The organism is Streptomyces sp. NPDC002133, assembly GCF_040296405.1.
GTDB lineage: Bacteria > Actinomycetota > Actinomycetes > Streptomycetales > Streptomycetaceae > Streptomyces.
In genome coordinates, this window is record NZ_JBEOXF010000039.1 from 35,740 (window position 1) to 53,496 (window position 17,757).

A 17,757-nucleotide genomic window follows, 5' to 3' on the forward strand; every position below is an offset into this window, starting at 1 on the left:
AAGAGCCCGACGCACCCGAAGACCAGGATCAACAACACCGGAGCCGATGCGCACCTGCTGCTGACGCACCTTCACCAGCGTTGGCCCGTCTTCCGTACCGGGCCGCAGGTCCAGGCCCTGCGGGAGGTCTACGTACAGAACTACCTGATCGACGAGCGCGGCAGGATCCGATGGCGCGCCCCCGAGGACGGGGGCCTGCCGCCCTCCAGGACCGCGATTCGTCTCCCCCTACGACCTTCAGGCCCGCTACAGCCGGCGCGGGCACGCGACCCGCTGGAAGGGGTACCTGACGCACATCACCGAGACCTGCGACGACGACGGGATCACCGATGTGGCGACCACCGAAGCCACCGGCTCCGACTCCCACGCACTGCCCGGGATCCACCACCGGCTGACGCGCCGCCGCCTGCTGCCCGCCGAGCATCTCATCGACAGCGGCTACACCACGCTCGTCCACCAGGAACACGCCGCTCGCGAGCACCAGGTCGAACTGATCGGACCGGCGCGCGCCAATCCCACCCGCCAGCACCGCGACCAGGGCGGCTTCAGCCGGGACGACTTCCTCATCGACTTTGAGCACCGGCAGGTGACCTGTGTGCGGTGGTGGGTGCGGTGTGGCGGTCGGCTTCGGGGATTCGGCCTGGTGCTGCGCTGGCTCGTGTGGGCTGTGTCGGCCTGCGGCCGCCAGTGCGTCCAGTGCCCGGGGCGCTGCCCACTTGAAGTGGCAGACACTCGAATTGTCAATCTGAGGGACCGTCAATAGACGTAGGGGCATGAGCAGAGTACGTCATGAGCGCGGAGCCGTCCGGCGCGGGGAAAGTGACCGCTGATCACCTTCGTCGAAGGCGGCGGTTTCGGGGCCGGGGGACGACCGGGCGGGGTTCTCACCGTTGCGGACCGTCTGCTCGAACAGCTCCTTCGCCCGCCCCGGCACCAATCGCCCCGGACACCCCGAGCGCCGACATCCGCATCCGGTACGCGAGATGCTCGACCCTCACCCAGGAACTCCAATCGCAGCTCGACGCGCGCGTGGGGCGCGGCATCCCGCGAGACAAGATCTTCAGGGAGAAGATCAGCACCCGGGTCCGCGTGCGCCCGCAGTTCGAGGCCGCGCTCAAGGCCGCCCGCGAGATCAAGGCCCAGGCCCCGCACTGCCGGGTCATCTTCACGGTGTACGAGATGAAGCGGCTCGGCCGCGACGCCGCCGAACTGACCGCGCTCGCCGATCATCTGGCCGCCCACGGCCTGGTCCTGGAGATGCTGGCCGGACCGCTCCAGGGGATGCACGACCCGAGCGGGCACGGCAGGCTGCTGTTCGCGTTCTTCGCGGCGATGGCGGAGACCGAGCGGGCGAACATCCGCGAATCGACGATGGAAGGGCTCGACGCCGCGGCCCCCAAGGGCAAGCACGGCGGCCGGCCCCAGGTCATCGCCGACGACAGGCTGCACACCGTGCTCCGCCGGAAGGCGAACGGCGAGTCGTGGCGCAGCATGCTGAGGAACGGGCTGGGCGCGACTGTGGCTCGACCCGCCCGTCACGAGAGGGCTCCGGTCAGCCGGGGCACTTGATGAGCTGCTCGGACCAGATCGTCTTGCGGTTCTGGCCATGGCGGCAGCCCCAGCGCGCGGCGAGTTGAGCGATGATGAACAGGCCGCGTCCTCCCTCGTCGGTGGTGCGGGCGCGCCGCAGGCGAGGCTGGGTGCTGCTGGAGTCGGTGACCTCGCAGACCAGAACGTCGTGGCGGATGAGCCGCAGCTCCGCCGGTGCATGACCGTAGCGGATGGCGTTGGTGACCAGTTCGCTGACGATGAGTTCGGTGGTGAAGAGGAGGTCCTCCAGCCCCCACGCGGTGAGTTGGCGGGTTGTCCATTCTCGGGCCTTGGAGACGGCGGCAAGGTCGGCCGGGATTTCCCAGTGAGCGGTGTTCTCCGCCGGGACGGCGCGGGTGCGGGCGAGGAGCAGGGTCGCGTCGTCGCGCGGTGCTTGGTGTGTCAGGTCGGCGAGGAGAGCCCGGCCGGTTTCGTCCAGAGCGCGATCCGGACGGCAGGACGCGGCGAGGGCATCCGTCAGGCGCCGCAGGCCTTGGTCGATGTCGCGGTCGCGGTCGCGCTGTTCGACCAGGCCGTCGGTGTAGAGGGCGAGGACGCTGCCCGGCTCGAGGTCGATCATGGTGGTCTCGTACGGCATGCCGCAGACGGCGAGTGGTGGCCCCGGGGAGATCCCGACGACTTCGGCGGTTCCGTCGGGCCGGACCAGGACGGGTGGCGGGTGCCCGGCACTGGCTATGGCGCATCGTTGGGTGACCGGGTCGTAGACCGCGTACAGGCATGTGCCGCCGACGATGTCGTGGTCGCCGGGTGGGGCTTCGGCCGCGAGGCGCTGGACCAGGTCCGCGATCCGGGTGAGCAACTCGTCCGGTTCGAGTTCCAGGTCAGCGAGCGTCTGGATGGCGGCGCGCAGGCGGCCCATGGTGACGCTGGTGGGCATACCGTGGCCGACGACGTCCCCGGCGACGAGAGCCAGCCGGAGAGAGGGCAGAGCAATGGCGTCGTACCAGTCGCCGCTGATTTCGGCTCCGCCGCCTGCGGGCAGGTAGGCGCTGGCGGTCTCGGCTGCCGGAGTGTCGGTCGTGGCCGGGGGAAGGAGGAGCTGCTGCAGCGCTACGGCCGCCCTGTGCTCGCGCGTGTAACGGCGGGCGTTGTCGATGGCGAGCGCCCCTCTGGAGGCGATCTGCGTCATGAGATCCGCCTCGTCCTCGGTGAAGGGGTCGGATCGGCCGCAGCGCCAGGCCGTTATGGCGCCGAGCGTGAGCCCGCGGGCATGCAGCGGTGCCACCATCACCGAATGGGCGTCCTTCGGGACGAGATACTCGACCACCTGCGGGTCGCCGACCATGGCGATGAAGTCGTGAAGGCTGAAGACGAGTGTCTCGCCGTGTCGGAAACTGCGCAGCAGGGGGTGGTCGGTAAAGGGCGGGATGGGCTGGCCGCGCTTGATGCCGGCCGGCCACACCGCGGAGGCCGGCGCAAGGGCCGCGTTGCCCATGTTTCCGCCGTTGAGCCGCTTCGAGGGTTCTTCCCCGTCGAAAACGGAGTGCGCAAGGTCGACTGCGGCGAGATCCCCGAACGCGGGTACGAGAACGTCCGCGAGGTCCTGCGCAGTGCGCGCGACATCCAGGGATCCTCCTACTCGCTCGGCCACCTCGCGGGCGAGATCCAGATGACGGCGGGCACGCAGGTCGTCGCTGTCGATATACAGGGCTGCGACCCCCGTGGGGCGTCCTCGCGCGTCCTCCAGACGAAAGGCGGACAGCGACAGCGTGTGCCGCCGCGCCGAATTGTGCCGCCAGCTCACTTGCTGGGTTCTGCGGACCACCGGGACACCCGTCTCGAGCACCTGGCGCAGTACTGCCTCCAGGTTCTCGGCGTCGTCGGCGCACAGCACGTCGCTCAGCCGAGTGCCGGGCTGTACCGGACGGCCGTCGAGAGGGTCCGGCGTGGCGTTCGTCTGCACAGTGGTGAGATCCGTGTCGTGCAGAGCGATCGTGATCCGGTTCTGTGCGGACAGTGCGCGCAGGAGCGCTGCGCCCTGTTCGCGGTCGGCGACGTGGTGTGTAGGTGCCATCAGGACGAGGACCTCCGCCGAGCCCTCCACCCTTGTGGTCCGGAAAGTGACATCGATGGTGACGCCGCACTGGTGCCGCATCCGTACCCGGCCGGATTCCGGTATCTCCGTGGCGCCGCGCAGGTCGTCCGGGAGGTCGGCCACCAGTTCCCGCACGGGGCGGCCGCAGACCTCCTCGGCGCGGAACCCCGTCAGGTCCTCTGCCGTCCCGGTCCACCCCACCACCGCGCCTCGATTGTCGACCACGGCGGCTGCCAGACAGTCGAAGGCGTACAACCTGCCGCTGGGACCGTAACCGAAGACGCCCGTCGATCCTTGGGAGGCGCCTGCCGAGTAGGCGTTCTTGACATTCTCTATATCCATGTCTGGCTTCCTTTACGAGGGCCTGCGGCTCGAGAGATCGGCCTGCTGTGGCGGCCGTCGGCCGCCCGGTCGGCAGCGCGTCACACCGCAACGGCTTTGGAGGGCAGGTCTTGTTCGGCCCAGACGACCTTGCCGTTCGTTGCGGCGCGGGAGCCCCACCTGCGGGACAACTGAGCGACGAGGGAGAGACCGCGGCCGTTCTCGTCGATGACGTGGGGATGACGGGGGCGTGGGTGGCTGGTGTTGCTGTCGGAGACTTCGCACGTCAAGACCTCGTGCTGGATGAGCCGGAGGCGGATCGGCCCGTCGCCGTAGCGGACGGCGTTGGTGACCAGTTCACTGACGACCAGCTCCACGGTGGTCACCAGATGCTCAAGCCCCCATTCGCTGAGCCGACGGGCGGCTGCCTGCCGGGCGATGCGGACGGCCGTCGGCTCGTTCGGCAGTTCCCAGGAGGCGACCTGGGCCGGTTCGAGTCCGCGAGTGCGCGCGAGGAGCAAGGTGACATCGTCGGCCGGGGCCTGAGTCGGCAAGGTCTCGATCACCTGAGAGCACAGGTCTTCCAGGGACGAACCGGTCTCTGCCAGGACGGCACCCAGGCGGCGCATGCCGACGTCGAGGTCGTCGTCGCGGGACTCGACCAGGCCGTCGGTGTAGAGCGCGAGGACACTTCCCTCGGGCAGTTCCATGTCCGTGGACTCGAAGGGGACCATCCCGAGGCCGAGGCCGAGCGGGGCTCCGGCGGGCAGATCGGGGAAGCTGACATGGCCCTGCGGGTCGATGATCGCGGGCGGGGGGTGCCCGGCCCGGGCCAGCGAGCACCGCCGGGTGACCGGGTCGTAGACGGCGTACAGACAGGTGGCGCCCACCACCGTGGGCGCCGTGTCCTGGGCTTCGGCGTCTTCCTCGTTCTCATCGTTCAGCCGCCGGACCGTGTCATCGAGGTGCGCCAGCAGTTCGTGGGGAGGCAGTTCCAGGTCCGCGAGCGTGCGGACGGCGGTGCGCAATCGGCCCATGGTCGCGGCGGCGTTGATGCCGTGTCCGACCACATCTCCGACGACGAGGGCCACCCGGGCGCCGGACAGCTTGATCACGTCGAACCAGTCGCCCCCCACGCCGTGGTCCATGTCAGCCGGCACATAGCGCGAGGCCACATCGAGGGCGGCGCCGCCTCCCACATGGTGGGGGAGCAGGTCGCGTTGGAGCGTCAGGGCCGCGGCGCGTTGGCGAGCGTACTGGAGAGCGTTGTCCAGGCTGAGCGCGGCCCGGGTGACGAGCTCCTCGGCGAGGAGGAGGTCGTCCTCCTGGAACGGCGTCGGCTCCTCGGAGCGGCCGAACATCGCCAGTCCCAGCACACAGCGCCGCGCACGGATGGGTACGACCATCAAAGAGTGGATTCCGCTGTCACGGACCTCCTGCGTCCGCACCGGGTCGTGGGCGACCCAGGGGCCCGAATGGGTGTCCAGCGCCGATTCCAGGTAAGACCTGCCCGTGCGCAGGGCGGTGGCGAACAGCGAGGTCGGGAAGGGGCGAATCACCTCTTCGCGCACCCACGGCAACTCGAGGATACCCAGGTCGATGGAGGCCAGACCGGCACGGCGCAGCACAGGTGGGAGGCCGCTCGCCTTGCCGCTCCCCGCCGAGGGATCCATGCCGAACGGAACCGACTCCACCAGATCGACGAGTGCGTGGTCGGCCAGCAGGGGCACGGCAAGGTCGGCCAGTTCCTGCCCGGTCTGCATGACGTCGAGGGTGCTGCCGATGCGCGTGCTGGCCTCGCTGAGGATGGCAAGGCGCTCGCGCGCCCGCCGGTTGCCGGTGACGTCCACGCTCATGGAGCACACCGCCAGTGCCGTGCCGTCCGCGTCCTGGAGGCAGAAGAACGAGGCCGAGAAGGCGTGCTCCCGGCGCCGGTCCGTCGACGACCACGCCCGGTACTCGTGGACCATGGTGGTGCCGCTCTCCAGCACCTGCCGCATCACCACCTCGAGCGCTTCGGCCTCGATGGCCGGCAGTGAGTCCCGCAGGCGGCGTCCGAACCGTCGCTCACGAGGAGTGCCGTCGTGGCGCTCCATGACGTCGTTGACCCAGGTACAGCGCAGCTGCGGGTCATAGACGGCGATGCCGACCGGTGCGTGGGCCAGGAGCGACTCCCGCACAGCTCCGTGGGACGCCCCCGAGGACAGGGTGCCTATGTCGGTCACGGACACCAGCCACCGTGTGCCTGCGTCCTGCCCCGACAGCAGCGAGATCCGCAGCGTCATTTTGATGGCGTGGCCGTCGCGGTGGCGGACTGTCACGGTGCCGGACCAGCCATCCTGGGCACGGCACTGCTCGGCGAACGCTGAAGCGCTCGGGGCGTCCTCGGCGGACGGCAGCACGTGTGCGGCGGACCGGCCCACCACTTCCCCGGCCGAGTACCCGACAAGCTGCTCAGCGGCGTGCGTCCACCCCACCACGGTCCCCTCCGCATCGAGCATCGCTATGGCCGCATCGGGTATCTCTCGGGGGCTCACCGGCTCGGCGAGTGGCGTGCGGTCGGTCATCGTCATCCGGTTCTTCCCATCGGTGCGGAGGTGTGAGACAGCGTCGGCATGTGCGGCGTCGGCCCGATCTGCGATGGAGCGCGCAACCTCGCCGACGGTTGAGCGGTCCACCAGCGCGACATCTGCCAACCTTGGACGACTTTGTCCACTTCTGATGAAATAGTCAGATACGACCGCTTCATCGTCAAGTCGCCCGAATTTGATCACATTGCCAGATGTGACCGTACGCTCGTACGCCGTCGCGTCACGCAACCGTGGAGTCGGGGTTGGCCAGGGTGGACAGTCGGGGCGGGCAGTGTAATGATGAATTGATCAGAACTGCTGCTCTTATACATGGAGCATGCCGATGTCAGCTCCACGCAGGAACCGATTCGAACGCCGTCGTGCCGAGACCCGCCAGGCACTCGTCTGCGCCGCACGGCAGATCCTGGCCGAGTCCGGTGGCACCAGCGCCAGCATCCATGCCATCGCTGAGCGCGCGGATGTTGGCCTCGGCTCCTTCTACAACCACTTCACGGGTAAGCCGGACCTGTTCGACGCGGCCGTGGCCGATGCACTGGAGGAGTACGCCCAAGCCGTCGACGAACGCCTGCGCGGCGTCGATGATCCCGCCGAGCGCCTCGCTGGGGGCATGCGGCTCAGCGCGTGCATGGCCGAGTCATATCCGGAGATCATGCAGATCCTGTGCCACAGCCAGCTCGGTCGGATATGCGCCGGCGACGGACTGGCTCCGCGCGCGAAGCGCGACGTGGAGCAGGGCATGGCCGCAGGCCGGTTCGCCGTGGTCGACCCGGTGGTCGCCCTGACCGTGCTGAACGGCAGCCTGCTGGCGCTCCTGGAGCTGTGGTGCAACCAGCCCGAGGCCGACAGCGACCAGGCCGCAGGCACGATGGCCGAGATGATGCTGCACATGCTCGGCGTCTCCCCGGATGAGGCCCGAGACCTCGCCCGGCGGCCCCTTCCCGCTGCAGCGTGAAGAGGATCCTGTCGCGCACCGGCCGACCGGCGCGGACTGCGCACCGGTTCCCGCGGCCTGCGTCATGTACCGGGGTGGCTGGTCTCTCTCGCCTGCTGTCGCCGCCCCGCAGCCTCAGAGTTGGATGGGCAGGTGGCGGGGTCCGCGGAGCATGGCGTTCTGGCGGTAGGGGGGCGGGTCCTGGACCAGGCGTGCCGTGCCGAGGTGGGGGAGCAGCGCGCCCAGTGCGGCCTGAGCTTCGATGCGGGCGAGGGGGGCGCCATAGCAGAGGTGGATGCCGCTGCCGAAACCGAGATGCTGGTTGTCCGGGCGGGTGGGGTCGAACCGGTCGGGCTCGTGGAACCGCCTGGGGTCGCGGTTGCCCGAGGCCGGCACCAGGACGACGGACGTGCCTTCGGGGATCGTGGTGCCGGCGACCTCGATGTCGGCGAGGGGGATGCGCTCGCGCATGTGGACCGGGGGCTCGTAGCGCAGCAGTTCCTCCACCGCTTGCGGCAGCAGGTCGGGGTCGCGGCGCAGCTGGTCCAGGTGCTCGGGTTGGCGCAGCAGGGTGAGCACTCCGTTGGCGATCAGGTTGACCGTGGTCTCGTGTCCGGCGATGAGCAGCAGCACGGCGGTTTCCGCCAGTTCCTCCTGGCTGAGCCGCAGGGCGGGGTCCGGCTCGTTGACGAAGGCGGAGAGCATGTCGTCGCTCGGCTTGCCACGGCGCTGCTCGGCGAGGTTCACCAGGTACCCGCCCATCTCGATGCGCGCCTGGTCGCCCGCCCTGTCCGTCTCGGTGGTGTCCTCTTCGGGCCTGACGTCGGCGGCTGCGACCAGTGCGTCGGACCAGGCCCGGAACAGAGGCTCGTCCTCGTGCGGTACGCCGAGCAGGCGGCAGATCACGGCCTGGCGCACGCGCTCGACCTGGTCGTCGGGGACGGCCGTGGCGTACAGCAACCCCTCCTCCCCGTGCAGCTGGAACACCGCCGGCGCGAGGAACACGCACTGCGCATAGCCCTGGCAGCGCGTGAGATCCACAACGGTCTGCATCCCCACCACTCCCTCCGTTGTCTCACCCCCTCGTTTTGGGGCCGGACCTGGGCGCCCGCACGCCACGGCTCTGGAGACGGAAATCCCGGGCAGCTCGTCCGCCCAGGGCGACGGCTCAGCCCAGGGGCGTGGTCGAGTCCGAAGGCCGCGCCCATGAGGGAAGGTGGGAGAACGCCCGGGAATATCTGGCCAGTTGCTCGCTGTGTGGCCGATCTCCTAGGTGTGGAGCTCGAGATGGACGATGCAGGTGAGCATCTTCTCGAAGGTCAGGCGGGCTTCGTCCAGGCGGCCGACGCGGTCTCGGCGAGGACGTCGAGCTGTTCATGCCGCTGCCGGCCGTGCGGGCCATTTTCGCCGCCTCGACAGTTCCATACGTCGTATGGTAATCGTGGAGGGCGCGCTTCCGTACGTTGTATGGAAGAGTTTGCTCGGACCATGCCAGGCGCCGTACATCGCCTGCATGCAGTCGATGGTGCAGGTCGCACCCATCGGGAAGGAAAGATCATGAAGAAGCTCACGAGGCGTGTTGCCGTCACCGCTGCCTCCGTGGCGGTCGCGGGTGTCGCCGTTCTCGGTGCCGGGGGCACCGCTTCGGCCGCGACTTCTGCAGCCGCGCACGTCCAGCCCCCGGCCGCCGGCGTCAACGCCGGCGACTACCGCTGGGACCACGGTGTCGGCTACCTGCTTTTCGTGCAGGGCTACTCCTGGGACGAGATCCGTGGCTGGGACCACGACGGCTGGGACGAGATCAGCGGTCGCTGACGTCGCCCAGGCGGCCGGCGGTCCGGCGCCCGGGCCCTGCTGTAACGCCTCTTCCTTCGTTGCCTCTTCGCTGCCTGCCCAGCGGCGGTCCGGCGGCGGGGCGCAGCCGAGGCAGAGACACCTTGGAGTGAAAGTCGATGGAGTCTTTGAAGACCCTGATGCATGGGGTGGCCGTGCAGGTTGTCATCTCGCGCACATACTCGCTGTCCATGTGCATGAGCCTGCGGTACGAGCCCACTGATCCCTATGTCGTCCGTGCCGCCTTTTCCAACGACACTGACGAGCCGGTCGAATGGGTCCTGGGGCGTGATCTTCTGGCCGATGGCCTGGGGGGTTCCGCAGGCTGTGGGGACATCCGGATCTGGCCGGCCGTCGGCCGTGGTGACCAAGCGATGTACATCGTCCTCGGGTCTCCTGCGGGCACCGCCTTGCTCGAGGTTCCCGTGCAGGACGTCAGGACCTTCCTGGAGAACACGGAGGCGCTGGTGCCACGGGGTACCGAGTCCGGACACATCGACTGGGACCTCGAACTGGCGAACCTGTTTGCAAAAGGCTGAGAGAAGCCTCCCAACCGCCGTGCCGCTGGGGATCTTTGCCCCGGCGGCGGAAGAGAAGGAAAGAGTGTTCATGTCCCAGTACCAGCTTCGTGTCTACACACTGCGCAGCCCTGAGGCGCTCGCCGCCTACGAGAACATCTGGTCCAAGCACATTCCCGGTATGGCCAAGCACAGGATCACCACGCACGGCGTCTGGACGGTGCCTGCGGCCCCCGGGAGCGTGGAGCGTCGGCTGTACGCCCTCGTTTCCTATCGGGACGCCGACGACGTTCAGGAGCGGCTGGAGGCGTACCTTTCCAGCCCCGAATTCCGCGCGGACATGGAGGGCTTCGACATGAGCCAGATCGTCGGCGTCGCCGAGTCCGTGCTGACGCCCACCGCCGACTCACCCTTGCGGTGACAGGTACCGAGCCACTCGAAGTCTGCGGCGACCTTCTCGTTCGTGCCGGAACGCGGCGCAACTCCGCCACGGCGTTCGCCGGACGGCAACCGGCATGGACGAGATCGGCGAGGTCGGGGGGACGGTTGCAGTTGCCGGAGACCCGGTTGAGTGCCCGTCGGTACGGGCGGCCGGCGCCCGGTGACATGCAGGTCCAGCCGACCGGGGGTGAACGCGTACCGGCGGCACCGTGCGCCAGGCCGCTGCCGCCTCCGCAGCTCGGCCGGCCGAGTCATGTGCAGGGTCGTCGTCCGCGGAGTGCGAGCGGGCCGCGCGGCAGCGTCCAGGGCCCCGGCCACCGCCAGACGCTGCGGTTCCCAGGACCGTACGAGACCGGGGGCCATGCGCACCATCCAGGCGAGCGAACCGGTGGCAAGGGTGAGCGCGAGGTGGCGTAGGGCAGGCTGTGCCCGTCGAGCGCGCACGTAAATCCGTCGACGGTGTACACCATCAGGTCGGCCACACGGTCGCCCGGCCCAGCCGCAGCACACCGCGCATCTGCGGCCGCCGCGTGGAGAGGGCCTTTCCGGATGTGATGGGTGCCTCCTCATACGCCGCAGCCTGAGCCCGCCCGACCACGGGCCGGCCTCAGGCCGCAACGCTTCCGGACTGCACAATCAATGGTCGGCGCTCTGGCCGTCACCATCGGCGGCGAGTCGGCTCTCCAGGCCCGTGATGATCGTGTCCAGCGTCAGGCGGAACATGCAGTTCTCGTCATGGGTGGGCCCGACTTCGCCGACAGTGGGGGATGCGAGGCTCAACCACCGGTGGAGCGCGCCGTTGAGTTCGGCGGTCAGGACACCGGTGATGACGGCGCCCACGAGAGCGGTGATCTGCGGGAGCTCCGAGGGCGGCACCCCTGCGGCGTCCAGGATCGCGGTGAGCGCAACCCAGAACGGGTCCTCGGGCTGGATGAAGTCCGCCTGGTGGCTGAACGAGTAGGCCATGAGCTTGGGGTGGCGGTGCGCCAGCGTCCGGAAATCCGTGGCGAGCAGGCGGATGCGCTCCTGCCAGGGAGCATCCTCCAGCGTCACGGTGCGGAACTGGGTGCCGACCATTCTCGCCACGCCGCGCAGCAGGGCGTCCTTGTTCGGCACGTGGTGGTACAGCGACATCGGGTTCGCATCGAGCACGGTCGCGAGTTTGCGCATGGTGAGCGCCTCGACCCCGTCCGCGTCGATGAGCCGCAGGGCGGCGGCATAGATCCCGGCCTCGGTCAGAGGCACGTCCCTCTTTCTTGTTCCCCGCGGGGGACGCTTCGCCTTTTCCATACGCGGACGGTATCAGTTTCATACAGCGTATGGAAATGACCTCGGCCACACGGCGGCATGACGGTCGACCGCATGGCTCCGGGTTGCGGTCGACTTTCCATACGTCGTATGGTACCAATTCCATACGGCGTATGTTTCCGTGGTGCACTCCGGTATCGCCGGCGCCCTTGCCCATCCCCTCTGCACAGAGGAGCAAGCCATGACCACACAGTCCAAGAACGACCTGCGCCCCATCCGGTCTCCGCGCGGGGTCCCCTTCCTCGGCCACACGCCGCAGATCCCCAGCACCAACCCGGTCGAGTACTTCGGCGAACTGGCCAAGCAGTTCCCCGAGGGGCTCTACGGCATGGAGATCGCCGGTATCGAGCAGGTCTTCGTCTGGGACCCGGACCTGGTGGCCGAGGTCTGCGACGAGACGCGGTTCTTCAAGCAGATCGACAAGACGCCGCTGGCCCATGTCCGGGACTTCACGGGTGCGGGCCTGTTCACGGCCCACCAGCACGAGGAGGAATGGGGCATGGCGCACCGAGTCCTCCTCCCGGCCTTCAGCCAGCGGGCGATGAAGGGCTACTACGGGCAGATGCTGGAGATCGCCCAGAACCTGGTGGGCAAGTGGGAGCGCAGGGAGGGCCAGTCGGTCAACATCACCGACGACTACACCCGGCTGACCCTGGACACCATCGCCCTGTCGGGGTTCGGTTACCGGTTCGACTCCTTCGCCAAGGAGGATCTGCACCCCTTCCTCAACGCGCTGCTGGAGGCGCTGGTTGAGTCGCTGCGGCGCTCGCAGGAGCTGCCGATGATGACCAAGATGCGCAAGGCGGACGACAAGAAGTACCGCGAGAACATCCAGCTGATGCGGGACCTGGTCGAGAGTGTGATCAAGGAGCGCCGTGAGGAGAAGGGCACCGATGAGGATGACCTGCTGGGTCTGATGCTGGAGGCCACCGACCCGGAGACCGGCAAGGGGCTGGACGACGATAACGTCCGTGACCAGGTGGTGACGTTCCTGATCGCCGGTCACGAGACCACCAGTGGTCTGCTGTCGTTCGCCACGTACTCGCTGATGCGTAACCCGCAGGTGCTGGCCCAGGCCTATGCCGAGGTGGACCGGCTGCTGCCGGGCGACACGGTCCCGGACTACGACACGATCATGAAGATGGACGTGATCCCGCGCATCCTGGAGGAGACCCTGCGCCTGTGGGCTCCCATCCCGATGATCGGCAAGTCGCCGATTGAGGACACCGTCATCGGCGGCTGCTACGAGCTGAAGAAGGGAGCGCGGGTCAACCTCCTCGAGGGCCCGCTGCACACCCACCCCAAGGCGTGGGACCGGCCGGATGAGTTCGACATCGAGCGGTGGCTGCCGGAGAACCGGGTCAACCACCACCCGCACGCCTACAAGCCGTTCGGTAACGGCGTGCGTGCCTGCATCGGCCGGCAGTTCGCGCTCACCGAGGCCCGTCTGGCCCTCGCACTGGTGCTGCAGAAGTTCAAGTTCGCCGACACCGACGACTACAAGATGGACGTCAAGGAGGCGCTGACGCGCAAGCCCGGCGGCTTCGAACTGAAAGTGCGGGCCCGTCGGGAGCACGAGCGGACCGTCTTCGGCGCAGTGGACCTGCAGACGGACGACACGCAGGCGCAGGCCGCGGTCAGCGGTGTCGGGGTGAACCTGACCGTCGCCTACGGCTCCAGCCTCGGCTCGTGCGAGGACCTGGCGCGCACCATCGCCGACCGCAGCGAGCGCTCCGGGTTCGGCACCACCCTGGTCGGCCTGGACGAGCTGGGCGACAACCTGCCCACCGAGGGCCTGCTCGTGGTCGTCGCCTCCAGCTACAACGGCAAGGCCCCGGACAACGCGCAGCGTTTCGACGACCTGATCGCCGCCGGACTCCCGGAGGGCTCGCTGTCCGACGTGCGGTTCGCGCTGCTGGGTGCCGGCAACACCCAGTGGGTGGCCACCTACCAGGGCTTCCCCAAGCGGATCGAGGCAGGCCTGCTGGCCGCCGGCGCCACCCCCGTCATCGAACGCGGCATCGCGGATGCCGCCGGTGACTTCGACGGCATGGCCACTCGCTGGATGGACACCCTGTGGACCACCCTGGCCGAGGAGTACGCCGCCGACACCTCCCAGGCCAGCGGCCCGCGCTACCAGGTCCAGCTGCTCACCGAGGCGGACGTGCGCCCCGCGATCGTCTCCGAGCAGGCCTACCCCCTCACGGTCGTGGCCAACGAGGAACTCGTGGCCGACGCCACCGGCCTGTGGGACTTCAGCATCGAGCCGCCGCGCCCGTCCGCGAAGTCCATCACCATCGAGCTCCCCGACGGTGTCACCTACGACACCGGCAACCACCTGGCCGTCTTCGCCAAGAACGAGCCCGCGCTGGTCAACCGCGCCCTCGCGCGGCTCGGCGTCGACCGCGACCAGGTCCTGCGCCTGGACCTGCCTGCCGGTGGCCGCACCCACCTCCCGGTCGGCACCCCCGTGACCGCAGGCCTGCTGCTCACCGAGTTCCTGGAGCTGCAGGACGTGGCCACCCGTTCCCAGATACAGACGCTGGCCGAGCACACCCAGTGCCCGTGGACCCGGCCGCAGCTGCAGGCCTACACGGCCGACACCGCCGAATCCGAGGAGCGCTACCAGACCGAGATCCTGGGCAAGCGGGTCTCCGTGCTGGGCCTGCTGGAGCGCTTCCCGGCGGTCGAGCTGCCGCTGGCGGTCTTCCTGGACATGATGGGCCCGATCCGCCCGCGGTTCTACTCCATCTCCTCCGCCCCGCTGGCCAACGCGCGCCATGTGCGGCTGACCGTGGGCCTGCTGGAAGGCCCGGCCCTGTCCGGCGACGGCCAGTACCGCGGTACCTGCTCCTCCTACATCGCAGGCCTCGAGCCCGGAGACGTCTTCTACGGCTACGTGCGGGTGCCCTCCCCGACCTTCGCGCCGCCGGCCGACCCGGCCACGCCGCTGGTCCTCATCGGCCCGGGCACCGGCATCGCGCCGCTGCGCGGATTCCTGGAGGAGCGCGCCTCGCAGCAGGAGAACGGCATCGAGGTGGGCCTGTCCCAGGTCTTCGTCGGCTGCCGCCACCCGGAGCACGACTACTTCTACCGGCAGGAGATGCAGGACTGGGAGCAGGCCGGGATCGCCCAGGTGCACACCGCCTACTCCGCGGTGACCGGCCACCCGGCCCGGTTCGTGCAGAACGCCATCGCCAACGCCGCCGACACCGTGTGGCAGGCCATCGAAGACGGCGCGTACATCTACGTCTGCGGTGACGGCCGCCGCATGGCGCCCGCCGTGCGCGAGGCCCTCGCGGCGATCTACCGCGAGCGGACCGGCAGCGACGACGAGGCCGCCCAGCAGTGGCTCGCCCAGTTGGAAGCGGACGAGCGCTACCAGCAGGACGTCTTCGCCTGACGTCGCCCGCCGCACCGCCGAAGGCATGACCAAGAAGGACATCGTCCGGTGCCTGAAGCGGTTCGTCGCCCGCGAGATCTACCGGCACCTACCCGACATGATCCCCACTACCAAAACGCTCCCACAGACCGCTTGACGATCTATAGGGGCTTCCCCCAGACGCCGGGAGGGTGCGGCGGTCCTGACACCCCGCACCCTCCTGGCCACCACTCACCCACGAGGCACCACACGGCACCCATCGGCCCGAACCGCCGGGAGTGCCGCTCACAGAAAGCAGAGCACCATGGACACCATGCTCGCCGGACGCTTCCACCTGGACAGCAAGAAGTTCGCCGTGGAGGAGGTCTCCATCCCCGTGCCCGGCCCGGGCGAGGTCCTCATCGAGGTCAAGGCCGCAGGCGTCTGCCTCTCCGACGTCCACCTCATCGACGGATCCCTCGTCCCGCTGTTCGCCACCTCCGACACGGTCACCGTCGGCCACGAGGTCTCCGGTGTGATCCACACCCTCGGCCCCGACCTCAAGCGCGGCCTGACCGTCGGCACCCGCGTCACCCTGGAGGCCGGCAAGACCTGCGGCCAGTGCGCCGGCTGCGTGCGCCGCCGCCCCTGCACCCAGATGCTCACCGCCGGCATCGACTACGACGGCGGCTGGGCCCAGTACACCCTCGCCCGCGAGGACACCCTCATCCCCATCCCCGACAACCTCCCCTTCGACCAGGCCGCGATCATCCCCGACGCGGTCTCCACCCCCTACGCCGCCGTCGTCACCACCGCGGGCGTACGCCCCGCACAGTTCGTCGGCATCTGGGGCGTGGGCGGTGTCGGCGCCCACAACGTACGCCTCGCCCGCCTGGCCGGCGCCGCGCCGATCATCGCCGTCGACCCGCTGCCCGGCGCCCGGGAGCGTGCCCTGGCCTTCGGCGCGGATTTCGCCCTGGACCCGGCCGCCGACGACTTCGCCGACCAGGTCCGCGCGGCCACCGGCGGACGGGGCCTGGACTTCGCCTTCGACTGCGCCGGCGTGCCGGCAGTCCGTGAGCAGGCCGCCGCCGTGCTGGGCCTGAACGGAGTCCTCATCCTGGTCGGCATCAGCCCCAGGCCGATCACCATCAGCGAGGGCCTGACCTTCAACTACCTGGGCAAGCAGGTGCGCGGCCACTACGGCGGCACCCCCGAGTCCGTCACCGAGCTGGTCCGGCTGGCCGAGGTCGGCCGCCTCGACCTGGCCCCCTCCATCACCGACCACATCCCGCTCGCCGACGCCGCCGACGCGGTCAACCGGCTGGAGAACAAGATCGGCGACCCGATCCGCCTCATCCTCGTCCCCTGACAACTTTGCAGAAGGACGACCAAAACCACCTCGGGCAGGGGTGAGTGGGCGCCGGTGTGTGAGGGAGCACCGGCGCCCACGGTCTTGTGTGGACGGTCAGTTCGCAAGGGTCTTGGTGAGCGCGGAGCCGACAGGGGTGTTGGCCGCGCGGATGGGCGGCGGGCGGCGTACCCGAAGCGGTGGGCGGGCATGAAGAAGTACCGCATGCGCAGGGCCTCCCTCTGGTGGCGGGTGACGAACGGGCGCAGCCCTTGCTCCCACACGCGGAGGGCGGCGGACAGGTGGTCGTGTTCGGCGACCAGCCGGGCCAGCAGTTCGGCGCCCGCAATGCCCATGCCGGAATCCTGCCCGGAGTGCAGGATCATGCACCAGGCGGAGTCGCCGAGCAGGACGACCCCTTCGCGACAGTGCTCTCCGAAGCCACCGGCCCGCTGGACGACATCGCCGACACACTTCTCGCCCGCGCCCGGCCGGCAGGAGAGCGTGCCGACGACACCAACCTCCTCCTGGTAAAGATCCCTTGAAGCGGGCGTCGGCGGCTGCCGCGACGGCTGGACATCACCGGAGGGCGACAGCCCGGCCCCTCGCCGGCGCAGGGGATCAGGCGCGGTTGAGCCCGTACCGGGGGCCAAGAACGGCGACTGCCTTCTTGAGCTCCTCGCCGAGGTCGTCGAGACGATCCGCTTCTGCGGGGTCGACGGCTGCGCTGATCGCCGCTATCGGACTGCCGTCGGATGCCAGCAGGGGCGTGGCCACGGCAAAGGCGTCCTTGAACGTGACTCCGCGGTTGAAGGCGAGTCGGCGGGAGCGGATCTCGGGGAGCTCGGCGAGGAACTGCCGGGCCTCTCCTGCCTGTTCCGCACCGGCCAGTTCCAGAAGCCGGTACATCTCCTCGTCGGGGACGCTGGCGAGCAGAGCCTTGCCGGCAGCGGTCGTGAAGAGGGGGCGACGGGCGTGGGTGCGCGCGACGAAAGTCAGGTTGGGCGACTCCTGACCGGCATGGTCGGCGTAGACGAGGGCGTCGCCGACGCGCACCCCGACGAGGACGGTGCAGCGGAGGACCTTGCTCAACTCGGCCAGGAACTGGTGATCGAGAGACAACGCGGCCAGCTTGTTCGCGCGAGCGGCGAGGATGAAGGGCCCTGGTCCGATGTGGAACCGGCGGTCGTCCTCGATGAGGTAGCCGCGGGCGAGAAGTCCATTGGTCAGCTCCTGAACGGAGCTCTTCGCCGCGTCCAGGGCGGCTGCCAGCTCAGCCAGCGTCAGTCCCCGCGGGCTCAGGGCCACGGCTTCGAGGATCCCGATCACTCGGTCGACCGTGCGATGCGGGCGGACGGGCATGCGGCTGATGCTAGCACCGCCCTGTCCGCCAAAAGTCCGTGCACGAGTCTTGTCAGGGAGCCGTGGGTCGCCGTAGCGTCCCAGCCATCCGGAA

General features: G+C 69.1%; 14 protein-coding genes and 1 pseudogene. 10 read left to right on the forward strand and 5 right to left on the reverse strand.

Going from position 1 to position 17,757, the window contains the following annotated elements:
- Window positions 1-331: 331 nt before the first annotated feature.
- Both ABT078_RS28955 and ABT078_RS28960 read left to right on the forward strand, forming a co-directional pair.
- Entirely contained in the window at window positions 332-763 is a 432-nt protein-coding gene (locus ABT078_RS28955) for a hypothetical protein (protein WP_351232824.1), read from the forward strand.
- A gap of 26 nt (window positions 764-789) precedes the next feature.
- Window positions 790-1,569: a recombinase family protein gene (locus tag ABT078_RS28960; RefSeq protein ID WP_351232763.1), complete on the forward strand. Its 780-nt coding sequence runs from the start codon at window positions 790-792 to the stop codon at window positions 1,567-1,569.
- Here the strand turns inward: ABT078_RS28960 and ABT078_RS28965 are convergent.
- Window positions 1,553-3,988 (reverse strand): SpoIIE family protein phosphatase, encoded by a 2,436-nt coding sequence (locus ABT078_RS28965; RefSeq protein WP_351232765.1) that lies wholly within the window; start codon window positions 3,986-3,988, stop codon window positions 1,553-1,555. The genes ABT078_RS28960 and ABT078_RS28965 overlap by 17 nt on opposite strands.
- A gap of 80 nt (window positions 3,989-4,068) precedes the next feature.
- Window positions 4,069-6,540 (reverse strand): SpoIIE family protein phosphatase, encoded by a 2,472-nt coding sequence (locus tag ABT078_RS28970; protein ID WP_351232767.1) that lies wholly within the window; start codon window positions 6,538-6,540, stop codon window positions 4,069-4,071.
- A gap of 334 nt (window positions 6,541-6,874) precedes the next feature.
- Here ABT078_RS28970 and ABT078_RS28975 point away from each other — a divergent pair, with 334 nt between their 5' ends.
- On the forward strand, window positions 6,875-7,510 hold the full coding sequence (locus ABT078_RS28975) for a TetR/AcrR family transcriptional regulator (RefSeq protein WP_351232769.1): 636 nt from the start codon (window positions 6,875-6,877) through the stop codon (window positions 7,508-7,510).
- A 114-nt stretch (window positions 7,511-7,624) separates the two neighbouring features.
- Here ABT078_RS28975 and ABT078_RS28980 read toward each other — a convergent pair whose 3' ends face one another.
- Entirely contained in the window at window positions 7,625-8,542 is a 918-nt protein-coding gene (locus ABT078_RS28980) for a cytochrome P450 (protein ID WP_502981377.1), read from the reverse strand.
- A 504-nt stretch (window positions 8,543-9,046) separates the two neighbouring features.
- Here ABT078_RS28980 and ABT078_RS28990 point away from each other — a divergent pair.
- From ABT078_RS28990 to ABT078_RS29000, 3 genes are all read left to right on the forward strand, one after another.
- A complete protein-coding gene (locus tag ABT078_RS28990) occupies window positions 9,047-9,304 on the forward strand; it encodes a hypothetical protein (RefSeq protein WP_351232771.1) in 258 nt (85 codons plus the stop codon).
- A gap of 137 nt (window positions 9,305-9,441) precedes the next feature.
- Window positions 9,442-9,861: an SsgA family sporulation/cell division regulator gene (locus ABT078_RS28995; RefSeq protein WP_351232773.1), complete on the forward strand. Its 420-nt coding sequence runs from the start codon at window positions 9,442-9,444 to the stop codon at window positions 9,859-9,861.
- Window positions 9,862-9,931: 70 nt separating this feature from the next.
- Window positions 9,932-10,261: an NIPSNAP family protein gene (locus ABT078_RS29000; RefSeq protein ID WP_351232775.1), complete on the forward strand. Its 330-nt coding sequence runs from the start codon at window positions 9,932-9,934 to the stop codon at window positions 10,259-10,261.
- Between the two features lie 656 nt (window positions 10,262-10,917).
- Here ABT078_RS29000 and ABT078_RS29005 read toward each other — a convergent pair.
- Window positions 10,918-11,526: a TetR/AcrR family transcriptional regulator gene (locus ABT078_RS29005; RefSeq protein WP_351232777.1), complete on the reverse strand. Its 609-nt coding sequence runs from the start codon at window positions 11,524-11,526 to the stop codon at window positions 10,918-10,920.
- Between the two features lie 244 nt (window positions 11,527-11,770).
- On the opposite strand from ABT078_RS29005, the gene ABT078_RS29010 reads away from it, so the two are divergent.
- From ABT078_RS29010 to ABT078_RS29025, 4 genes and pseudogenes are all read left to right on the forward strand, one after another.
- Window positions 11,771-14,992 carry a bifunctional cytochrome P450/NADPH--P450 reductase gene (locus tag ABT078_RS29010; protein ID WP_351232779.1) on the forward strand — a complete coding sequence of 1,074 codons (3,222 nt, stop codon included), beginning with the start codon at window positions 11,771-11,773 and terminating at the stop codon, window positions 14,990-14,992.
- A gap of 1 nt (window position 14,993) precedes the next feature.
- A pseudogene (locus tag ABT078_RS29015) lies at window positions 14,994-15,128 on the forward strand (IS110 family transposase); the annotation flags it as partial.
- Window positions 15,129-15,275: 147 nt separating this feature from the next.
- On the forward strand, window positions 15,276-16,322 hold the full coding sequence (locus tag ABT078_RS29020) for a zinc-binding dehydrogenase (protein ID WP_351232781.1): 1,047 nt from the start codon (window positions 15,276-15,278) through the stop codon (window positions 16,320-16,322).
- Between the two features lie 251 nt (window positions 16,323-16,573).
- Complete coding sequence (locus ABT078_RS29025; RefSeq protein WP_351232783.1) at window positions 16,574-16,846, forward strand: hypothetical protein; 273 nt, start codon at window positions 16,574-16,576, stop codon at window positions 16,844-16,846.
- 76 nt (window positions 16,847-16,922) lie between these two features.
- Here ABT078_RS29025 and ABT078_RS29030 read toward each other — a convergent pair whose 3' ends face one another.
- The gene (locus ABT078_RS29030) at window positions 16,923-17,663 is read right to left on the reverse strand and encodes an IclR family transcriptional regulator (protein WP_351232785.1); all 741 of its coding nucleotides are present in this window, start codon (window positions 17,661-17,663) and stop codon (window positions 16,923-16,925) included.
- Window positions 17,664-17,757: the final 94 nt, after the last annotated feature.